The sequence below is a fragment of the Bradyrhizobium sp. genome (genome assembly GCF_030697065.1).
Lineage (GTDB): Bacteria > Pseudomonadota > Alphaproteobacteria > Rhizobiales > Xanthobacteraceae > Bradyrhizobium.
In genome coordinates, this window is the sequence record NZ_JAUYQU010000269.1 from 1 (window position 1) to 19960 (window position 19960).

General features: G+C 66.6%; 18 protein-coding genes. 16 read left to right on the plus strand and 2 right to left on the minus strand.

The window, feature by feature from the left end; translation table 11 throughout:
• From Q8R73_RS21060 to Q8R73_RS21135, 16 genes are all read left to right on the plus strand, one after another.
• Positions 1 to 1989 (plus strand): ABC transporter permease (locus Q8R73_RS21060; RefSeq protein ID WP_305721473.1); only part of this gene is annotated, 1989 nt, incomplete at its 5' end.
• A gap of 11 nt (positions 1990 to 2000) precedes the next feature.
• Positions 2001 to 2834: a phosphoenolpyruvate hydrolase family protein gene (locus Q8R73_RS21065; RefSeq protein WP_305721474.1), complete on the plus strand. Its 834-nt coding sequence runs from the start codon at positions 2001 to 2003 to the stop codon at positions 2832 to 2834.
• Positions 2835 to 2873: 39 nt separating this feature from the next.
• Positions 2874 to 5915 carry a flotillin family protein gene (locus Q8R73_RS21070; RefSeq protein WP_305721475.1) on the plus strand — a complete coding sequence of 1014 codons (3042 nt, stop codon included), beginning with the start codon at positions 2874 to 2876 and terminating at the stop codon, positions 5913 to 5915.
• A gap of 4 nt (positions 5916 to 5919) precedes the next feature.
• The gene (locus Q8R73_RS21075) at positions 5920 to 6357 is read left to right on the plus strand and encodes an SRPBCC family protein (protein WP_212264193.1); all 438 of its coding nucleotides are present in this window, start codon (positions 5920 to 5922) and stop codon (positions 6355 to 6357) included.
• Positions 6358 to 6360: 3 nt separating this feature from the next.
• Entirely contained in the window at positions 6361 to 6804 is a 444-nt protein-coding gene (locus Q8R73_RS21080; protein WP_305721476.1) for an SRPBCC family protein, read from the plus strand.
• An 8-nt stretch (positions 6805 to 6812) separates the two neighbouring features.
• Positions 6813 to 7637 (plus strand): xanthine dehydrogenase family protein subunit M, encoded by an 825-nt coding sequence (locus Q8R73_RS21085; RefSeq protein WP_305721477.1) that lies wholly within the window; start codon positions 6813 to 6815, stop codon positions 7635 to 7637.
• 11 nt (positions 7638 to 7648) lie between these two features.
• Complete coding sequence (locus Q8R73_RS21090; protein ID WP_305721478.1) at positions 7649 to 8131, plus strand: (2Fe-2S)-binding protein; 483 nt, start codon at positions 7649 to 7651, stop codon at positions 8129 to 8131.
• Positions 8132 to 8141: 10 nt separating this feature from the next.
• Entirely contained in the window at positions 8142 to 9821 is a 1680-nt protein-coding gene (locus Q8R73_RS21095) for a xanthine dehydrogenase family protein molybdopterin-binding subunit (protein ID WP_305721479.1), read from the plus strand.
• A gap of 1 nt (position 9822) precedes the next feature.
• Positions 9823 to 10848, plus strand: a complete 1026-nt coding sequence (locus tag Q8R73_RS21100) for a xanthine dehydrogenase family protein molybdopterin-binding subunit (RefSeq protein WP_305721480.1) — start codon at positions 9823 to 9825, stop codon at positions 10846 to 10848.
• An 11-nt stretch (positions 10849 to 10859) separates the two neighbouring features.
• The gene (locus tag Q8R73_RS21105; protein ID WP_305721481.1) at positions 10860 to 11741 is read left to right on the plus strand and encodes a MoxR family ATPase; all 882 of its coding nucleotides are present in this window, start codon (positions 10860 to 10862) and stop codon (positions 11739 to 11741) included.
• The gene (locus Q8R73_RS21110) at positions 11738 to 12856 is read left to right on the plus strand and encodes a VWA domain-containing protein (RefSeq protein ID WP_305721482.1); all 1119 of its coding nucleotides are present in this window, start codon (positions 11738 to 11740) and stop codon (positions 12854 to 12856) included. The genes Q8R73_RS21105 and Q8R73_RS21110 overlap by 4 nt, the downstream gene beginning before the upstream one ends.
• Positions 12853 to 13752, plus strand: a complete 900-nt coding sequence (locus tag Q8R73_RS21115; RefSeq protein ID WP_305721483.1) for an amidohydrolase — start codon at positions 12853 to 12855, stop codon at positions 13750 to 13752. The genes Q8R73_RS21110 and Q8R73_RS21115 overlap by 4 nt, the downstream gene beginning before the upstream one ends.
• Positions 13753 to 13791: 39 nt before the next feature.
• A complete protein-coding gene (locus Q8R73_RS21120; protein WP_305721484.1) occupies positions 13792 to 14640 on the plus strand; it encodes an MBL fold metallo-hydrolase in 849 nt (282 codons plus the stop codon).
• 22 nt (positions 14641 to 14662) lie between these two features.
• Positions 14663 to 16261 carry an isochorismatase family protein gene (locus Q8R73_RS21125; RefSeq protein ID WP_305721485.1) on the plus strand — a complete coding sequence of 533 codons (1599 nt, stop codon included), beginning with the start codon at positions 14663 to 14665 and terminating at the stop codon, positions 16259 to 16261.
• 272 nt (positions 16262 to 16533) lie between these two features.
• Positions 16534 to 16752, plus strand: coding sequence for a hypothetical protein (locus tag Q8R73_RS21130; protein WP_305721486.1), 219 nt, complete (start codon positions 16534 to 16536; stop codon positions 16750 to 16752).
• 235 nt (positions 16753 to 16987) lie between these two features.
• Complete coding sequence (locus Q8R73_RS21135) at positions 16988 to 17977, plus strand: YeiH family protein (protein WP_305721487.1); 990 nt, start codon at positions 16988 to 16990, stop codon at positions 17975 to 17977.
• Positions 17978 to 18011: 34 nt separating this feature from the next.
• Here the strand turns inward: Q8R73_RS21135 and pncB are convergent, their stop codons facing one another.
• A complete protein-coding gene (pncB, locus tag Q8R73_RS21140; protein ID WP_305721488.1) occupies positions 18012 to 19316 on the minus strand; it encodes a nicotinate phosphoribosyltransferase in 1305 nt (434 codons plus the stop codon).
• 61 nt (positions 19317 to 19377) lie between these two features.
• A partial coding sequence (locus Q8R73_RS21145; protein ID WP_305721489.1) for a cytochrome c occupies positions 19378 to 19960 on the minus strand: 583 nt, incomplete at its 5' end.

Genomic DNA, 19960 nt, shown 5'->3' on the forward strand with positions numbered 1-19960 from the left:
GGCGTCGGCTATGTGCCCCAGGGCCGGCGGCTGTGGCGATCGCTGAGTGTCGACGAGCATCTGCGGCTGGCGCAGCGCGGGATGCGCGGCAGCTGGACGCCGGAGCGGATCTACGACACCTTTCCGCGGCTGGCCGAGCGCAAGAACAATGCCGGCTCGCAGCTCTCCGGCGGCGAGCAGCAGATGCTGGCGATTTCGCGGGCGCTGTTGCTCGATCCGCGGCTGTTGATCATGGACGAGCCGACCGAAGGCCTCGCGCCTGTCATCGTCGCGCAGGTCGAGGACATGCTGGTGCGGCTGAGCGAGGAGGGCGAGGTCGCGATCCTCGTCATCGAGCAGAACATCGGGGTGGCGACCGAGATCTCCGACACGGTCGCGATCATGGTCAACGGCCGGGTCAACCGCGTCATCGAGGCGGCGCGGCTGGCGGCCGATCGCGACCTGCAGCAGCGCCTGCTCGGCGTCGGCCGCCACGGCCACGAGGCTGCCGAACTGCCGGCTGACGCTGCGAACGAACCCGCCGGCCGCCGGACCGCGGCGCCGCCGCGCGGCGATGCGCCGGTCCGGGTCTATCTGTCGAACCCGGAGGTGCCGACCCGGTGGAGCCCTGATGTCGCGGCGGCGCGGATCGAGGCATCCGCGCGCACCATGACCCGCGCGCCGGTCGCCGCCGCGATCGCCACATCCGATCGCAAGGTCGGGCGCAGCGTCGGTGGTCTCAATGAGCCGTTCGTCGCCGTGGCCGGCACGCTCGACACCAAGGGCGAGGAGCTTCGCTTCATCGCCGACATCATCAAGGCGGCGGGTCTGCCGGTGAAGCTGGTCGATCTGTCGACCGCGGGGCGGATCTCAGGCGCGGATGTGCCGCCGCTGGAGATCGCGCTGCATCACCCGCGCGGTTCTGCCGGGGTGTTCAATGCCGATCGCGGCGCCGCCGTGGCGGCGATGGCCGAGGCATTCGAAACCTGGGTGAAGGGCAAGTCCGGCAACGACGGCGTCAGGCTGCTTGGCCTGATTTCTGCCGGCGGTTCCGGCGCCACCGCGTTGGCGACGCCGGCAATGCGGGCGCTGCCGGTCGGTGTGCCGAAGCTGATGATCTCCACCGTCGCCTCCGGCAACACGCGGGCCTATGTCGGCCCCTCCGATATCATGATGATGTATTCGGTTACCGATGTTCAGGGCCTGAACGCGATTTCGCGACAGGTATTGGCGAACGGCGCGCAGGCGATGGCCGGCATGGCACGGGCGCGGCTGGAGGCGAGCAAGGCGCCACCGCCGCGCCGCCGCGCCGGCGAGGACCGGCCGCTGGTCGGCCTCACGATGTTCGGCGTCACCACGCCCTGCGTGCAGCAGGTCACGAAGCTGATCGGCGACGACTACGAATGTCTGGTGTTCCACGCCACCGGCATCGGCGGCCAGTCGATGGAGAAACTGGTCGATGGCGGCCTGGTGCCGGCGGTGATCGATGTCTCGACCACCGAGATCGCCGACCTGCTGTTCGGCGGCGTGTTTCCGGCGACCGAAGACCGCCTCGGCGCCATCATTCGCACCCGGATTCCCTATGTCGGTTCGGTCGGCGCGCTCGACATGGTCAATTTCGGCGCCCCCGACACCGTGCCCGAGCGCTACCGCGGCCGATTGCTTCATCAGCACAATCCGCAGGTGACCCTGATGCGGACACTGCCAGAGGAGAATGCCGCGATGGGCCGCTGGATCGGTGAGCGGCTCAATCTGATGGAGGGTCCGGTGCGCTTCCTGCTGCCGGAGGCCGGGGTGTCGGCGCTCGACGAGGCGGGCAAGCCGTTCTTCGACACAGCAGCGCGCGAGGCGTTGTTCGGCGCGCTGGAGGCGAGCGTGCGGCAGACGGCGTCGCGCCAGCTCATCCGCGTCCCCCACCATATCAACAGCCCGGCATTTGCAGCCGCGCTGGTTCAGCACTTTCGCGCGCGGCAAGGCGCAAGGCCGCGCGCACGCGCGGCGGGCCGGTGAAGGATCTCAGCATGGCAGCAATCGATCGGAAAATCCTTCTCGGCAGGTTTCACGCGATGATCGCCCGTGGCGAGCCGATCGTCGGAGGCGGCGCGGGGACCGGCCTGTCCGCCAAATGCGAGGAGGCCGGCGGCATCGACCTGATCGTGATCTACAATTCCGGCCGCTTCCGGATGGCGGGGCGGGGTTCGCTGTCCGGCCTGATGCCGTACGGCGACGCCAATGCGATCGTGATGGAGATGGCCGCCGAGGTGCTGCCGGTGGTGAAGAACACCCCGGTGCTGGCCGGCGTCTGCGCCACCGATCCGTTCCGCAGCATGGATCGCTTTCTCGACGAGGTGAAGGCCGCGGGCTTCTCCGGCGTGCAGAACTTTCCGACGGTCGGACTGATCGACGGCAGCTTCCGCATCGGGCTCGAGGAAACCGGCATGTCCTACGCGCTCGAAGTGGAGATGATCGCGCTGGCCGGTGCCAAGGGCCTGTTGACGACGCCCTACGTGTTCTCGGCTGACGACGCCGCGGCGATGGCGGGCGCAGGTGCCGACATCATCGTCTGCCATTTCGGACTGACCGCCGGCGGCGCGATCGGGGCGCGGACCGCGCTGAAGCTCGGCGAGGTCCCGGCCATGCTTGACGCCTGGGCGGCGGCGGCGCTCGCGGTGAAACCCGACGCGATCATTCTCGTGCATGGCGGCCCGGTGGCTGAGCCCGCGGACGCCGAATTCGTCATAAAGACCTCGCGGCATTGCCATGGCTTCTACGGTGCCTCCTCGATGGAGCGGCTGCCGGTGGAAGTCGCGATCCGCGAGCAGACCAGGAAATTCAAGGCCATCAGCCGCAGCTGAACGGACCATGCGAGACCACTTCGTGGAGGGAGAACAGACATGTCAGGCCAGCTGATCGGAGCGCTCATTCTCTGGCTGATCGTCGCGATCATCGTGATCGCGATCGTCGTCTATGTGGTGAACTGGCTCTACCGGCGCTCGTCGAAGGAGGCGGCATTCGTCCGCACCGGTCTCGCCGGTGAAAAAGTGGTGATCGATGCCGGTGCCTTCGTGCTGCCGTTCATCCATGACATCACGCCGGTGAACATGAACGTGCTGCAGATGCGGGTGCATCGCGGCCAGGACGACGCCATCATCACCCGCGACCGGATGCGGGTCGACATCGACGCCGACTTCTACGTCCGCGTCCGTGCCACCCCCGAGGCGGTGTCGCTGGCGGCCTCCACGCTTGGCCGGCGCACCATGCAGCCGGAGACGCTGCACGCGCTGTTGTCGGGCAAGTTCGTCTCGGCGATCCGCTCGGTCGCCTCCGAAATGACGATGGAGGACATGCACGAGCAGCGCGGGGTCTATCTCGCCAGGGTCAAGGAGGCCGCCGCCGAGGCGCTCGCCAAGAACGGGCTCGAACTGGAATCGGTGGCGTTGACCAATCTCGACCAGACTGACCTGCAATATTTCAATGCCTCGAACCGCTTCGACGCCGAGGGCCTCACCCAGCTGATCGAAGAGATCGAGGGCAGGCGCAAGGCACGCAACGACATTGAACAGGATTCGATGATCCGGATCCGCTCGCGCAATCTCGAAGCGGAGAAACAGTCGCTCGAGATCGAGCGCGAGAGCGAGCTGGCGCGGCTGGAGCAGCAGCGCGACGTCGAGGTGCGCCGCGCCGTGCAGCGCGCCGAAATCGCCCGCGAGCGCGCGATGCGCGACACCGAGGCCGAACAGGCCCAGATCAATGCGCGCGAGGAAATCGAGAAGTCGCGGATCGGCAATGAGCGCGCCATCAGCGAGGCGAGGATCGCCTCCGAGCGCGACGTCCGCCAGCGCGAGATCGAACGCAGCCAGACTGTCGACCAGGCCGAGATCGCCGCGCGCGAGACGGTGGAGAAGGCGAGGATCGCCAACGACCAGCTGATCAAGGAGGCCCGGATCACCGCCGACCGCGAGATCCGCGAGCGCGAGATCGAACAGCTGCGCGCGCTGCAGGCCGCCGAGATCGCCGCGCGTGAATCCACCGAGCGCGCCCGGATCGCGCAGGAAGCATCCGTCAGCACAGACCGGATCGCCAACGAGCAGCGGATCTCCAGCCTCGACATCGCGAAGCGGCGTTCCATCGAGGAGGCCGATATCGCAGCAAGGCTCGCCACCGAAACCGCGGAGATCGCCCGCAACAGCGCGATCACTGCCAATCGCCTCGCTGCGGAGGAAAAGCGGCTGGCGCGCGAGATCGTCCGCGACCGCACCGTGCAGCAGGAGACCATCGCGTCGAAGGAGCTGGTGGAATCCGCCCGCATCGTCCAGGAGGAGCGGGTCCGGGCGCTGACCATCACCCGGAACCAGGCGATCGACGAGGCCGAGATCGCCGCGTTACATACGGTGGAAGCGGCGCGCATCGCCAACGAGAAAGAAATCGCGGCGCATCGCATCCTCGCCGAACAGGAAACCCGGGCGCAGGAAATTGCCCGGACCCAGACGCTGGAAGGCGCCGAGATCGCCGCCCGCGAGGCGGTGGAGCGCAAGCGTATCGCCCAGGAGAAGACCGTCTCGTCCGATCGCATCGCCCGCGACGAGGCGGTTCGGCAGCTCGAGATCGCCCACCAGCAGGCGATCGAGGCCGCCGAGATCGCCGCCCGCGAGGCGACCGAGACCGCCCGCATCGCGCAGGAGCAATTGGTCGCGGCCTCGCGGATCGCCTCCGATCTGGAGATCCGCAGCCTCGACATCAACCGAGCCAAGACGATCGAGACCGCCGAAATCAAGAAGCGCGATGCGGTCGAGGTCAGCCGCATCGAGGCCGAGCTCGCGATCGACAAGGGCCGGATCGCCGCGTCGAAGAGCCGCGAGGTGCTGCAGATCGATCAGAAGAAGACCATCGAGATCGCCGAGGAAGAGCGCGTCATCGCCACTTCCGCGCGAAAAATCGAGCGGGTCGATTCCGACCGCGCGGTGCGCGCGGCCGAGATCAATGCGCGCCAGGAGATCGAAAAGGTCGACATCACGCGCGAGCGGGAACTGGAGGTGGCGCGGCTGGAGCGCCGCAAGGCGCTCGAACAGCTCGACATCGCGCGCAACCAGGCGCTTCAGGAATCCGAGATCGCAGCGCGTGAGGAGATCGAGCGCGCGCGAATCGCCTCCGAGCGCGGCCTCGACGAGGCCCGTGTTGGCCGCGACCTCGACCTGCGCAAGCTGGAGGTCGATCGCGAGCGCGAGGTCGAAAGCGCGGTGATGGACAAGGCGATCGCGATTTTCGAGAAGTCGCTGCTGGAATCCGCCGCCCAGGTGAAGGCGGAGATGGCGAAAGCCAAGGCGGTGGAGGCCGAGGAGATCGTCAAGACGGTGCGCGAAAGCGAGAACGCCAAGCGGCGCACCACGGTCGAAGTCATGCTGGCCAGGAAGAACGCCGACGAAAAGCGCATCGAGGCCGAGGCCCATGCCATCCGCGCCGCGGTCGATGCGGAAGCGCAGAAGCTGCTCTACGAAGCCGAGAATGCGCTCACCGACGAAGCGCGCTACGGCCTGTTCCGGCGCCGGCTGCTGGACCGGATCGAGGGCATCGTCCGCGAAAGCGTCAAGCCGATGGAGAAGATCGAGGGCATCCGCATCCTGCATGTCGACGGGCTCGGCGGCATGGCCGGCAATGGCGGCGGCAGTTCGCGCACGCCGACCGACGAGGTGATCGAATCGGCGCTGCGCTACCGCGTCCAGGCGCCGCTGATCGATCAGGTGCTGAAGGAAATCGGGATCGAGGGCGGCAACCTCGCCAAGATGGGTGGGCTGATGCGCGAGGCCAGCGACCTGCAGCGCGTCGGCAAGGATGCCCAGCCGCCGAAGCCGAAGGACGACGGACCGGTTCCCGCAGCCGCGGGTCCCGGTGACCGCAAGCCGTCCGGCCGCGGCGACAAAGGCAAGGGCAAGGAGTGATCGGATGGCCCGCGTCTACGTATCCAGCGTCATCAATGCACCGGCGGCCAAGGTTTGGGCGCGCGTGCGCGACTTCAACGGCCTGCCGAACTGGCATCCCGGCATCGCGGAGAGCCGGATCGAGAACGGCGAGCCGGCCGACAAGGTCGGCTGCGTCAGGGCATTCGCGCTGCGCAATGGCGACCGGCTGCGCGAAAAGCTGCTCGGCCTGTCCGATTTCGACATGCTCTGCACCTATTCGATCCTGGATTCGCCGATGCCGCTGACCAATTACGTCGCCTCGCTGCGGCTGACACCGGTCACCGATCAGGACCGCACCTTCATCGAATGGAGCGCCGATTTCGACTGCGCGCCGGAGCTGGAAGCCGAACTGGTCAGCGGGGTCGGCGGCAACGTGTTCCAGACCGGCTTCGACGCGCTCAACCGCGCCTTTGGAGCCTGAGCAATGCCGCGGGTGGTTCGCAGCACCATCATCGACGCGCCGGTCGAGCGGCTGTGGGCGGTTTTGCGCGACTTCAACGGCCATGAATCCTGGCATCCGATCGTGGCCAAAAGCGCGATCGAGCGAGGCTATCCCCCGGACAAGATCGGCTGCGTCCGTCGCTTTACGCTGCAGGACGGCGCCGAATTGCGCGAGCAGTTGCTGGCACTGTCGGACCTGGAAATGACCTTCAGCTATTGTCTGCTGGAGACCCCGATTCCGCTGTTCAACTACGTCGCCCATGTCCGGCTGCTGCCGGTCACCGACGGCAATCGCAGCTTCTGGCATTGGGAGAGCCGGTTCACCACCCCGGCCGGGCGCGAGAGCGAACTCGCCGACCTCGTTGGCAACGACGTCTATTCGAACGGCATCGCGGCGGTCCGCCAGTTGCCCGAACTCGCAGGATAGGAAACACCATGCCCGTCAACGTCCGTATCGTGCAGGGATTGCAGGAGGCTGCTGAGATCCTCGCCGCCGACCGCGGCGCCCGGCTGCTCGGCGGCGGCACGCTGCTGGTGCGTGACATCAACGAGGGCGTGATGACGGAAGGCACCTTGCTGCGCGCGCTCGATCCGGTGCTGCTGGCGATCAACGCCGGGGGCGCGCGGATCGAGCTTGGCGCCGGTGTTACCATGGCAATGGTGCTGGCCAACCGTGACCTGTCCTACCTGCACGCGCCGGCGCGCGGCATCGGCGGACCCGCTGTGCGGACCACGGCGACCATCGGCGGCAATTTGTTTGCATCGACGCCCTATGGCGACTTCACCACCGCGCTGCTGGCGCTCGACGCTGTCGTGACCCTGCATGCCGGCTTCGGCGGTGCGCGGGTGATGCCGCTCGAGGAGATGCTGACGAACCGGGCCAGGGGCGGGGTCGGGCTGGTAATCTCGGTCGGCTTCAATCGCCCGGCCGGCGCCGATGCGTTTCGCTTCCTCAAAGTCGCGCGGGTGCGGCCCAAGGGCATCTCGGTGCTGTCGATCGCGGCGCATCTGCCGCAGAACGCGGGACGGATCAGCGGCGCGCGGATCGCCTATGGCGCGATGGGGCCGACGCCGCTGCGCGCCAAGGCGGTCGAGCGCGTACTGGAGGGCCGCGGCCTGGACGCCGCCACCATCGCCGCGGCGAAGACCGCGGCGCTTGAGGGCACGCAGCCCGCAACCGATGCGATTGCCTCGGAATGGTATCGCCGCGAAGTTTTGCCTGTGCATCTCGGCCGGCTGCTTGCCGGCGAGACATCCTGAAGGAACGACGAATGGCCCGGATGCCTGTCCAGTTTCGCCTCAACGGCTCTGACCGCGCGGTGTTCGTCGAGCCCGCCGAAACGCTGCTCGGCACCATCCGGCGCGGGCTGGGCGATTTCGCCCCGAAGTTCGGTTGCGGGCAGGGTACCTGCGGCGTCTGCACCGTGCTGGTCGATGGCGAACCGCGGCTGGGGTGCCTCACGCTCAGCGTGACCTGCGAGGGGCGGTCGATCGAAACCGCGAGCGGGCTCGCCGACGGGCCGACGCTGCATCCGCTGCAGGCCGCCTTCATGGAACATTTCGCCGCGCAATGCGGCTTCTGCACGCCCGGCATGCTGATGGCGGCGAAGGCGCTGCTCGACCGCAATCCGGACCCGACCCGGGTCGAGGTGGTCGAGGCGATCGCCGGCAATGTCTGCCGCTGCACCGGCTACGAGCCGATCATCAACGCCATTCTGGCCGCCGCGCAGCAGCGCGGCGCCCGCCGCGCCTGAGGAGATCCCGATGCTGGAGTTTCGCAAGGATCTGTTCGCCGACGAGCGCGACGACAATCTCCACGTGATCGGCAAGGGCGAGCAGCGCCAGGACATGCTGGGGCATGTCACCGGCCGTACCCGCTTCTTCGACGATCACGGCTTTGACGGTCTCCTGCATCTGAAAGTGGTGCGCTCGCCGCATCATCACGCCCGGATCCGGAGCATCGACGTCTCCGCCGCGGAGCGCGCCCCCGGCGTGAAGCGCGTGATCCGGGCGCAGGACGTGCCGGTCAACCGGAACACGCTGCTCAGCCTGATCGGATTCGGCAAAGACGACGAGCCGACGCTCGCGGTCGACAAGGTCCGCTACAAGGGCGAGCCGATCGTCGCCGTCATCGCCGACAGCGAGCCGGAAGCCATGGCCGCCGCAAAGCTGGTTCGCGTCAGCTATGATCCGCTGCCCACGGTGTTCGACGTGCAGGAGGCGCTGAAGCCGGGCGCGGTCGTCGTCAATGAGACCTATCCGGGAAACTATTTCGAGTACCACGACAAATACGACCATCAGAAGCTTCGCTTCGGCGACGTCGAGGCGGCGTTCCGCACCGCCGATCACGTGATCGAGGAGCGCTACCAGATGTCGCCGATCGAGCACGCCTCGACCGAGACCAACGGCACCATCGCCGCGCCCGAAACCAACGACCGATACGTCGTGCATTCCTGCGCGCAGGGCCTGTTCTTCTCGCTCGGCACCACCGCCAAGATCCTCGCGCTGGAGTCCAACCGGCTGCATTTCATCGGCGGCACCGTCGGAGGCGGCTTCGGCGGCAAGGTCGACTCGCTGACCGAGCCGCTGGCGGTGCTCGGCGCGATCCTCACGGGGAGACCGGTCCGCTATGTACTGGGGCGCGAGGAGGAGATGCAGTTCGGCTCGCCGCGCGGGGCCGAGCGGCACGTCATCAAGGACGGCGTGATGCGTGACGGCCGGATCGTGGCGCGGCAAATCACCTCCTACTTCGATGCCGGCGCCTATACGCGGCTGACCAGCTACGGCGTGGTCAAATGCGTCGCCCACATGCCGGGGCCCTACACCATTCCGAATGTGCGCGGCGATGCCTATTGCGTCTTCACCAACCGCGTGCCGGCCACCGCGATGCGCGGCTTCGGCGTCACCGGGGTCGACTTCTCGATCGAGGTGCAGATGGACAAGCTGGCGCATCTGGTCGGCATCGACCCGATGGAATTCCGCATCCTCAATGCCTATCGCGACGGCGACATGAAGGCGCATCGCCGCGTCGCCCACAATACCGCGTTGATCGAATGCGTGCAGGTCGCGGCGCAGAAATCGAACTGGGCGTTGAGCGAGACGGCGCGGCGCGCCTCGTCGCTCAGTGGCGGCGGCGGTCCGCGCGCGGCAATTCCACCCACGGTGACCGACGAGAGCGGCCGGATCGGCCGGCCGGAGACCCGGCAGGCGCCGCCGCAACTGACACCGGGCGCGGCCGCGCCGCTGCCGGCCTATCAGGCCCCGCCCGCGGTTCCCGTCCATCAGCCGCCCCATCAGCCGGTGCCGCCCTTGCCGAATTATCCGTCGCAACCGGCCGGTGCCGCGCCGTTGCCACCGGTGCCGACACCGCCGGTTCCTGCTCCGCCGGCGCCGCCCCAGCACGGCGCGGCGCGGTTCTCGTCAGTGTTCACACGGAGGCGCTGAGATGACACGGCATCAGGGACGCGGAATGGCGTCCATCAATTACCCGATCGGCATGAATCTCGGCGGCGATCCCAGCCAGGCGCTGGTGCATGCCAATCCCGACGGCAAATTCACCGTAGCACTGTCGGCGATCGATCTCGGGCAGGGCATGAAGCAGGTCAGCCGGCAGATCGCCGCGGAGACGCTGGGGGTGCCAATCGAGGACGTCTATGTCGACACCGCCGACAGCGACACCGGTCCTCACGATATGGGCTCATTCGCCTCGCGCGGCACGCACCGTGTCGGCAACGCGGTGATCGTCGCCGCGAAGGAGGCGCGCGGCGTGCTGCTGGAGGCGGCCGCCGAGGAACTCGAGGTCAATGCCGACGATCTGGTCACCGATGGCAAGGGCAACATCCATGTCCGCGGCGCGGCGTCGAAATCGATTACCGTGAAGGCCGCCTCGCAGGCGGCGCAGTTCAAGCAGGGCAAGACCATCTCGGGCCGCGGCATCTTTCTGATCCCGCTGTCGAACGTTAATCCGGAGACCGGCGAGATGTCGCCGGTCACCGCCTATGCCCATGCCTGCCTCGTCGTCGATCTGGAGGTCTGCGACGAAACCGGCGACGTCAAGGTCAACAAGATGACCAGCGCCTACGAACTCGGCCGCGCGCTCAATCCGAGGATGGTCGAACAGCAACTGGTCGGCGGCGCCTGGATGGGCATGAGCCACGCGCTCTACGAGACGCCGGAGCCGTATTATCCCAACCCCGAACATGGCGGCCGCGACTACAACGAATATCTGCTGCCCGGCCCCGGCGACATCGCGCCGCACGACATCGCGGTGCTGGAGCGGCCGGCGCCGGACGGCCCGTTCGGCGGCAAGGGTCCAGGCGAGATGTGCGCCAATCCAGTGCTGCCGGCGGTCGCCAACGCGATCTTCAACGCCATCGGCGTGCGGATCGATACGCTGCCGATCACCCCGGAAAAGATCCTGCGCGCTCTGAAGGCGCAGGGCGGCGCGCGGCCGCAAGTCCGGCGCGCATAGGGGACATCGGGATGGCGGTGCGCGGAACAGTCGGGGGGATCGATCGGCCGGAGAAACTGGCCGAGGCGCTGCGCGCGGCCTATTATCTCGCCGATGACGGCTTCGCCACCGCCGGCTATCTTGCGCTCGCACTCGGCAAGCCACTGCTGCTGGAGGGCGCGCCGGGTGTCGGCAAGACCGAGGCTGCCAAGGCGATCGCCGGCATCATGGGGCGGCAGTTGATCCGGCTGCAATGCTACGAGGGCATCGACGCCGCCGCCGCGCTTTACGAGTGGAATTACCCGCGCCAGATGCTGGCGATCCGCCAGGCCGGCGACAACCCGGTCGATATCTATCGCGACGATTTCCTGATCGAGCGGCCGATGCTGGCGGCACTACGCCGGCCGGAATCGACCGTGCTGCTGATCGACGAAATCGACCGCTCCGATCCCGAATTCGAGGCGTTCCTGCTCGAATTCCTGTCGGACTTCTCGATCTCAATCCCGGAGCGCGGCACCCTGCGCGCGCATGAACGTCCGGTGGTGATCCTGACTTCGAACCGCACCCGCGATCTGCACGAGGCGCTGCGGCGGCGCTGCGTCTATCACTACATCGCATATCCGGACCCGGAGCGCGAAGCGCGGATCATCATGATGCGGGCGTCTTCGGTTGCCGAGGCCACGGCGCGCGCGATCGTAACGGCGGTGGGACGGCTGCGGCAGGAGCCGCTGACCAAGCCGCCCGGTGTCGCCGAGGCGATCGACTGGGCGGAAGCAGCGACCCTGCTGGCGAAAACCGGCGCGCCGTGGCCGGACGCGTTCCGCCGCGCGATCGGCGTGGCGCTGAAGGATGAGGAGGATCTCGCCTTCATCGCACCGCGGCTCGATGCCATCATCGCGGAGATCGCGGCATGACGGTAACAGCCCTGCCGCAGGCGGCCCGGCCGCTCATCGATTTCATCGCGCTGCTGCGAAGCAATGGCTTTTCGGTCGCCCCGGAGCAGAGCCTGGCTTTTTTGCGTGCGATCGAACTGCTCGGCCCGCGCGATATCGAGGACATCCGCCGCGCCGGCGTCGCCACGCTGGCGCCTCCGTTCGAGCGGCAACCCGATTTCGACATGCTGTTCGATATACATTTTCTCGGCCTTGCCGGCGCACTGTCCGATCAGGTCACCGAGAGCGACGAGGAACTGCAGGTCCAGGACGATGGCGCCGGATATGACGCGCCGCTGTCGGATGATATCAACGAAACCGGGCAGGCGGCGACCGCGCGCGAGGCGCTGTCGCGGCGCGCGCTGCGGCCGGATGATGACAGCCACGAACTGGCGCGTTTCAGCCGGCACCTGCCGGCCCGGCTGCCGCGGCGCCGTGGCTACCGGATGCGTTCGGCGAAGCGCGGCGGCGGCTTCGACCTGCAGCGCTCGCTGCGTGACGCCATCCGCACCGATGGCGAGGTCATCCGGCTGCGCCGTCGGGAACGCCAGCCGCGGCCACGCGCCATCCTGCTGCTGATCGATGTGTCGGGCTCGATGAAGGCCCGTTCCGACGCGCATCTGCGTTTTGCCCATGCGTTGGTCAACGCGGCGCCGCGCGTCGAGGTTTTCACGTTCGGCACCCGGCTGACGCGGCTGACCCGCGCGCTGCGGCTGAAAAACCGCGAGCAGGCGCTTGCCGTCGCCGCCGACCTCGTGGCCGACTGGGACGGCGGCACCCGGATCGGCGATGCGCTGGCCGGCTTCCTCGCGGTGCCACGCTTCGCCGGCTATGCCCGCGGCGCGCTGGTGCTGGTGCTGTCCGACGGGCTGGAGCGCGGTGACCCCGCGCAGATGGTTCGCGCGGTCGGGCATCTCGCCGCGCGCGCCTGGCGGATCGACTGGCTGACCCCGCTCGCCGCCGCGGCCGATTATCGCCCGGAGACCGCCGCGCTGCGCGCGGTGTTGCCGATGCTCGACAGCGTCGCCAATGGCGCGACGACCGAGCGGCTGTGCCGGCACGTTCTGGACCTGTCACGACGGAGGGCCGCCCGATGATACAGCCCGCGTCCGGCTGCATCGATTCGCATCATCACATCTGGCGGCAGCAGGATCTCCCGTGGCTGCTCGGGCCGATGCAGCCGCGGATCTTTGGACCCTACGAACCGATCCGGCGTGACTACACCATCGCGGAGTATCTGGCCGATGTCGCCGCCGCCGGCGTCACGCGTTCGGTTTACGTGCAGGCGAATTGGGCGAAAGAGCGTTTCCTCGATGAGGTCCGCTATGTCAGCGACGCTGCGCGGGAAACCGGCTGGCCGCACGCCATTGTCGCCTATGCGGATTTCGCCGCGGCCGATGTGCGGCCGCAACTGGAACAGCTGGCGGCGTTCCCGCTGGTGCGCGGCGTCAGGATGCAGCTACACTGGCACGACAATCCGCAATACCGTTTCGCGTCCGGGCCGGATCTGGCGCGCGATCCGACGCTCCGGCGCAACATCGCGCGGCTGAGCGAATATGGCTGGGCCTTCGACCTCCAGGTCTTCGCGCCACAGATGGCTGATGCGGCCGAGCTTGCCGATGCCTGTCCCGGCGTCAGCTTCGTGCTGCAGCATGCCGGAATGCTGGAGGATACCTCGCCGGCCGGCCTTGAGGCTTGGCGCGCCGGCATGGCGCTGCTGGCGCAGCGGCCCAACGTGGCGGTGAAGCTGTCCGGCCTCGGCACCTTCCTGCATCGTAACGACCCGGCGCAGATCAGTTTCGTGGTCGGCGAGACTGTCCGGCAGTTCGGCGCCGGCCGCTGCATGTTCGGCTCGAACTTTCCGATCGAGAAACTCTGGACCCGCTACGACGCGCTGGTCGATGCCTATCGCGCGGCGACGCAGACGCTGTCCGCCGCGGACCGGCAGGCGATCTTTCACGACACCGCCGCCGGCATCTACCGGCTGGCCTGATCATCAACGGCAAAACGATCCAACGAGGGGAAACATCACATGGCGCTCGAAATCAAGATTCTGGACTACGGCGACATCGAGCTCGAATCCAGCTTCCTCGTGCTGGGGCGCGATTGCGGGCGCACCAGGCGGGTGCACACCTTTGGCTTCCTGATCCTGGGCGGTCCGTGGCCGATGGTGGTCGATACCGGCTATCGCCATAACCAGATCATGGAAAGCCTTGGAATGCGCGGGTTGCAGCACCATGAGAACATGATCGAGAACCAGCTCGCCAGGCACGGCGTGCGGATGGGCGATGTTCGCTACGTGATGCACACCCATCTTCACATCGATCATGCCGGCAAGGACGAGCTGTTCCCGATGAACACCACGGTTCTGCTGAACCGGCGCGAGCTGGAATATTCGGTCTCGGGCCTGATGCATCCGCAATATCCGGCGCCTGACATCAAGCACCTGATCGACCGGCTGCACACCCGCCACGCGTTGCGGCTGGAGGATCTCGAGCTTTCCGGCCCGATCGAGGTGTGCCCCGGTGTCACCGTCGACGCGGCGGGCGCCCACACCGAAGGCTCGATGAACGTCCATGTCGAGACTGCCGAGGGCCGTGCCACCATATGCGGCGACGTCATATATGATTTCAACGACCAGATCGTGAATCCCTTCCACGAACTGCACCACAACGAGCCCCGCACCACCGGCAACCACGGCAACACCAAGCGTGAAGAAAAGGCTGCGATCAAGCGGCTGCTTTCCGGTTCGCGCTTCCTGCTACCGGTGCATGACAAGCCCGCCAAGATCGAGCACGGCCAGGTCGTGGCCCGGCTCGACATGGCGGTGCCGGGACCGATCGTGCAATCGCTCCCGGCCCGCAACTGGTTCGCGGCGTGAGCGGCGGCAGCGGAGACCTGCGATGACCACGCATATCGCGCTACGGCCGTCCTTCGCCGAACTTATCGATCTGTGGGCGCCGGTGCGGCAGGTCGGAACCGGTTTCAAGTTCACGGAAGGTCCGATCTGGCACCCGAAGGCGCATGATCTGCTGTTCTCGGACATGCCGGGCGACGTGCGTCGCCGTCTCGACGGGCAGGGCATCCGGGAGACAATGCGCCCCGCCAACAAGTGCAACGGCATGACCTATGATGCCGAGCTGAACCTGATTGTCTGCGAGCACGCCACCTCGACGCTGGTGCGCGAGCGCCCCGACGGGCGGCGCGAAATCGTGGCGTCGCATTTCGACGGGCTGGAGCTTAACTCGCCGAACGACGTCTGCGTCAAGTCCGACGGCGCGATCTATTTCTCCGACCCGTGGTACGGCCGGATGCCGGTCTACGGCGTCGAGCGCCCGCGCCAGCTCGGCTTCCAGGGCGTCTATCGCGTGCCACCCGGCGGCGGCCCGCCGCAATTGCTGGTCGACCGCTATCTGTTCGATCAGCCGAACGGGCTGTGCTTTTCACCGGACGAGGCGCGGCTCTACGTCAACGACACCGTCAAGCATCTGATCCGCGTGTTCGACGTCGATGCCGGCGGCGGGCTCGGCAACGGCCGGGTGTTCGCCTCCAACATCGTCTCGGCCACCGAGCCCGGCGTGCCGGACGGCATGAAATGCGATGCGCTCGGCAATGTTTGGCTATCGGCGCCGGGCGGAATCTGGGTCTATGCGCCGGACGGCCGGTTGATCGGCAAGCTGCGCGTTCCGGAACTGGTCAGCAACCTGACCTGGGGCGGACCGGATTGGCGCACACTCTACATCACCGCGACGCATTCGGTCTATGCGGTGCCGGTGAAGGTCGGGCCGCGCAACGAGCCCTATATGCGAGCCGGCCAGAACGCGCCGGCCGCGGCCCAGCCGGCGCCGGCTGCGGTGGCGACGGTGAGCCGGTCCGGTGCCCGGCTCGCCGAACCGGGTTACGCGGTCGATCCCAAGCGCTGCGCGCTGATCATCCAGGACATGCAGAACGACGTCGTGATGGACGGCGGCGCCTTCGCCTCGTCCGGCTCGCCGACGCATTGCCGCGAGCAGAACGCCATCGCCAATGCGCAGCGGCTCGCGGAAGTCGCGCGCGCCCGCGGCGTCATGGTGATTCACGTCTGGTTCGTGGTGGAGCCGGGCGCGCCCGGCGTGACGGCGAATGCGCCGCTGTTCGAGGGGTTGATCGACGCCAAGGCAATGGTGCGCGGCACCTGGGGTGTTGCCCCGGTGCCGGGGCTGGAGCCGCACGCCGGCGACCAGGTGGTGGAGAAGATGCGGATGAGCGCCTGGGAGGGCACCAGGCTGGAGGCCATGCTGAAAGCGGCGGGGCGCGATTTCGTCATCGTCACCGGCGCCTGGACCAACATGTCGATCGAACATACCGCCCGCACCGGGGCGGACAAGGGATTCTACATGATCGTGCCGGAGGATTGCTGCTCGACGATGAACGCCGAATGGCACATCGCCGCGGTGAATTACGCGATCCAGAATGTGGCGATGGTAACCCGCGCCGACGATCTTATCGCTGCAATGTCTTGATCGGGGATGGAGCGCGAGCTCGGTCGGGTGTTACTCACGGAGGATGCTACAGGATCAGGAGAGCGCCTTCAGAGCCCGAGCGACTTTGCCCGCGCCTGTTACGGGTATTTGGCCCTGGAACCGGATCCCCGGTGCCGGGATATCAAAATCATCTTCCTGCCGCCATAAACAAAACAAAGCCGCCGTTCCCCGCCGAACATTGAAAGTTCCGACCATTGTTTTGATGGCAGGTCTTGCGACATAAATGTCATCGAAATGATACCGGAACCGCGATGTTGACCGAGAAATTCGACCCTTATGGCGAGGTGTTGCCGGATGCCGCGGGTGGCAAGCCCGAAACGGCAGCGTCGGCGATGCTGGGTCGCGTCGGTCAATACGCGTTCTGGCTGCTTGTCGTCATTATCGTGTCGGTCCGGATCGTTTACTATCCGGCGGCGCCTGCGTTTCAGGTCGGCGCCGCAGCCGACGTGCAGCAGGTGGTCATCCGCTAGCAAGCAGTCTGATCCGGCCTGTCGTCCAGGAAAATCGATCGACCGCAATTGTCGCCTCGAGAGACAGGAAATTTGTTTCGGGCATTTCGCAATTGATATTGTCTATCCCAGCCGGCCTGGCGCATAATTCCTTCTTCTTGAAGGATATCGCGTGCCAGATCGGATCGATTCTCCGGACGAAGTCAGGCCCCCTGCCGGAACGATCCGAAAAGCCGTCCCCCTGCTCTGGGGGATAATGCTCTGCGGCTGTGTCACGCTGGCCGCGGTGGCGATCCAGGCCGTCGAAGAGCGCCTCCTCGGGCACCCCTACATCGAAGCCATCGTGATCGCCATTCTGCTCGGCACCGCGATTCGCACGCTATGGGAGCCGGGTCCTCGGTGGCGCGCGGGGATCGCTTTCAGCGCCAAGCAACTGCTGGAGATTGCGGTAGCATTGCTCGGAGCCTCCCTGACCTTTGCTGCGATCAGCGCCTCCGGCTTTGCCCTGGTGGGTTCGGTCGCAGCGCTGGTGGTTCTGTCGCTCGCGGTCACTTTCGGCATCAGCCGGTCGCTAGGGCTGCCGGTTCGTCTTTCGATCCTGGTCGCCTGCGGCAACTCGATCTGCGGCAATTCGGCAATTGCCGCGGTCGCCCCGGTGATCGGCGCCAGCAGGGACGATGTCGCTTCCTCGATTTCGTTCACCGCGGTGCTCGGCGTCATCGTGGTGCTGGGCCTGCCGCTGCTGATCCCGCTGCTGCAGTTGACGGAAACGCAGTATGGCATTCTGGCGGGAATGACCGTTTATGCCGTTCCGCAGGTGCTTGCCGCGACGGTGCCGGCAGGCGTCGTAAGCACGCAAATCGGCACGCTGGTCAAATTGATCAGGGTGATGATGCTCGGCCCGCTCGTCGCATGCATTGCGGTGTTTGGACGAAGCCTGCGGGCCGATCCCGCGCCTGGCGGTTCGTGGCGGACAAAATTCTTTCAGACCGTGCCGTGGTTCATCGTAGCGTTCTTCGTGATGGCGACACTCCGCTCGCTGTCGCTGTTGCCGGACGCGGCGATCTTCCCGATCCGGAAGACGGCCAACGTGCTGACCATCATGTCGATGGCGGCACTTGGCCTCGGCGTCGACCTGCGCGTGATCGGCCGGGTCGGCGGCAGGGTCACCGCGGCGGTGACGTTGTCCCTGCTGTTCCTGATCGTGATCAGTCTCGGCCTCGTGCGCGTCGTTGCCCCGGCCTGATGCCGGATGAGTTAAAGCAATCCGCGCCTGGCGATCACACCAACACCGGGCTGCGCACGCGGCCGGCGCTGCCGAACACCCGCAAATAGCGCTCGATCTCCGGTGCGTTGCCGGTCGCCTTTTCCGGATTGTCCGAGAGCTTCACCGCCGGCCTGCCGTCGACCGAGGTTACCTTGCAGACGATCGAGATCGGATCGAGGTTTGCAGAGCCGTCGGGGGCGCAACCGACGAAATCGTTGGTCAGGTTGGTGCCCCAGCCGAAACTGATCCGGACGCGGCCGGCGAAATGACGGTAGGTCTGCTCGATCGATCCGACATCCATGGCGTCGGAGAACACCAGCAGCTTCTCCCTGGGATCGCGACCCTTCTCTTTCCACCATTTGATGATTTCCTCGCCGGCCGCGATCGGCGGCGCGCTGTCCGGCCGAAAGCCGGTCCAGTCCGCCACCCATTCGGGCGCGTCGCGCAGGAACGATTTGGTGCCGAAGGCGTCGGGCAGGGCGATCAACAGATTGCCGCCATAGGTATGGCGCCACTGATCGAGAATCCGGTACGGCGCCCAGCGCAAGTCGTCATCGTTGTCGGCCAGGGCGGCGGCCACCATCGGCAATTCATGGGCGTTGGTCCCGATCGCCTCGAGGTCGTTGTCCATCGCCAGCAGGACGTTCGAGGTGCCGGTGAAGGATGTTCCGAGGCCTTCCTTCACCGCCTCGACGCACCAGCGCTGCCACAGGAAGCCATGGCGCCGCCGTGTCCCGAAGTCGGACAGCCGCAAGCCGTCCAGTTTCTGCAGCCGCTCGACCTTGGTCCACAGCTTGGCCTTGGCGCGGGCATAGAGCACGTCGAGGGCGAAGCGGCCTTGCCCTTTCATGGCCTGGCGCGAACGCAACTCGTTGAGGATGGCGAGTGCCGGAATCTCCCACATCGTGGTGTGGGTCCAGGGCCCGTAGAAGTGCAGCTCGTACTGGCCGTCGACCTTTCGCAGTTCGTATTCGGGTAGCCGGAACGCGGCGAGCCAGTTGATGAAATCGGGCGAGAACATCTGGGTCTTGCCGTAAAACGTATTGCCGGCGAGCCAGATCAGCTCCTTCTTGGAAAACCGGATGGAGCGGGCGTGATCGAGCTGGGCGCGCAATTCCTGCTCGTCGATGATTTCGCCCAGCCGGACCTGGCGGCTGCGATTGATCACCGAGAAGGTGACCTGCTGGTCCGGATAGAATTCCCGGATCATCTGCAGCATCAGCAGCTTGTAGAAATCGGTATCGAGCAGGCTGCGCACGATCGGATCGAGCCGCCAGCCATGGTTGTAGGTTCGGGATGCAATGTCGGTGACTGCCATGGCGGAACCCTAGCCCGCCGGGAGCCCGGCAACCAGTGCCGTTTCGGTCCGGCATGGCAGCTCAGCGCGAAATCCGGTGCCGGGCCTGGCTGACGGCCGCCCGCACTCCGGTCCAGGCAGGCTTTTCGGGTGCAAATTGCTGCCTGAGGAAGGTGACCAACTCGGCAAGCTGATCGTCGTTCATGCTGTCCTTGAAGCCGGGCATGTAGCCGAGGTCGCTGGCCGCGGGGGCTGCGATGCCGTGCAGGATCACCTGGATCAGATTGTCGGGGATGCTGCTGTGCAGGTTGCTGTTCAGCGCCAGCGATGGCCGGCTGCCGAACAGCGGCGCGCCGCCAACCGCGTGGCAAACCGCGCAGGCGCCTTCATAGAGCCGGGCGCCGAGGGGCGATGCCGAGGCCACCCTGGCAAGGGTCGCCTTTTCCAGCTGGACGGCGCGTGCGGCCTGCGCCGGTTGGCCGATCGGCGCCTCGTTGAAGGAAGCGAGATAAACCGCCATGGCGCGAATATCCTGGTCGGGCAGGGCGGCGAGCTCCTTCACGACAGGCGCCATCGGCCCCGCGGCCACGCCGTGCAGCCGGGATTCGCCTGAACGTAAATATGCAAAAAGTTCGTCTTCACTCCAGGGAATCGGCGCATGCGAC

Coding starts and splice junctions, on each gene's coding strand:
- Q8R73_RS21105 (WP_305721481.1), top strand. CDS start 10,860: ATGGCGGTGCGCGGAACAGTCGGGGGGATCGATCGGCCGGAGAAACTG.
- Q8R73_RS21070 (WP_305721475.1), top strand. CDS start 2,874: ATGTCAGGCCAGCTGATCGGAGCGCTCATTCTCTGGCTGATCGTCGCG.
- Q8R73_RS21120 (WP_305721484.1), top strand. CDS start 13,792: ATGGCGCTCGAAATCAAGATTCTGGACTACGGCGACATCGAGCTCGAA.
- Q8R73_RS21065 (WP_305721474.1), top strand. CDS start 2,001: ATGGCAGCAATCGATCGGAAAATCCTTCTCGGCAGGTTTCACGCGATG.
- Q8R73_RS21075 (WP_212264193.1), top strand. CDS start 5,920: ATGGCCCGCGTCTACGTATCCAGCGTCATCAATGCACCGGCGGCCAAG.
- Q8R73_RS21130 (WP_305721486.1), top strand. CDS start 16,534: ATGTTGACCGAGAAATTCGACCCTTATGGCGAGGTGTTGCCGGATGCC.
- Q8R73_RS21110 (WP_305721482.1), top strand. CDS start 11,738: ATGACGGTAACAGCCCTGCCGCAGGCGGCCCGGCCGCTCATCGATTTC.
- Q8R73_RS21090 (WP_305721478.1), top strand. CDS start 7,649: ATGGCCCGGATGCCTGTCCAGTTTCGCCTCAACGGCTCTGACCGCGCG.
- Q8R73_RS21135 (WP_305721487.1), top strand. CDS start 16,988: ATGCTCTGCGGCTGTGTCACGCTGGCCGCGGTGGCGATCCAGGCCGTC.
- Q8R73_RS21085 (WP_305721477.1), top strand. CDS start 6,813: ATGCCCGTCAACGTCCGTATCGTGCAGGGATTGCAGGAGGCTGCTGAG.
- Q8R73_RS21095 (WP_305721479.1), top strand. CDS start 8,142: ATGCTGGAGTTTCGCAAGGATCTGTTCGCCGACGAGCGCGACGACAAT.
- Q8R73_RS21115 (WP_305721483.1), top strand. CDS start 12,853: ATGATACAGCCCGCGTCCGGCTGCATCGATTCGCATCATCACATCTGG.
- Q8R73_RS21100 (WP_305721480.1), top strand. CDS start 9,823: ATGACACGGCATCAGGGACGCGGAATGGCGTCCATCAATTACCCGATC.
- Q8R73_RS21125 (WP_305721485.1), top strand. CDS start 14,663: ATGACCACGCATATCGCGCTACGGCCGTCCTTCGCCGAACTTATCGAT.
- Q8R73_RS21080 (WP_305721476.1), top strand. CDS start 6,361: ATGCCGCGGGTGGTTCGCAGCACCATCATCGACGCGCCGGTCGAGCGG.
- pncB (WP_305721488.1), bottom strand. CDS start 19,316: ATGGCAGTCACCGACATTGCATCCCGAACCTACAACCATGGCTGGCGG.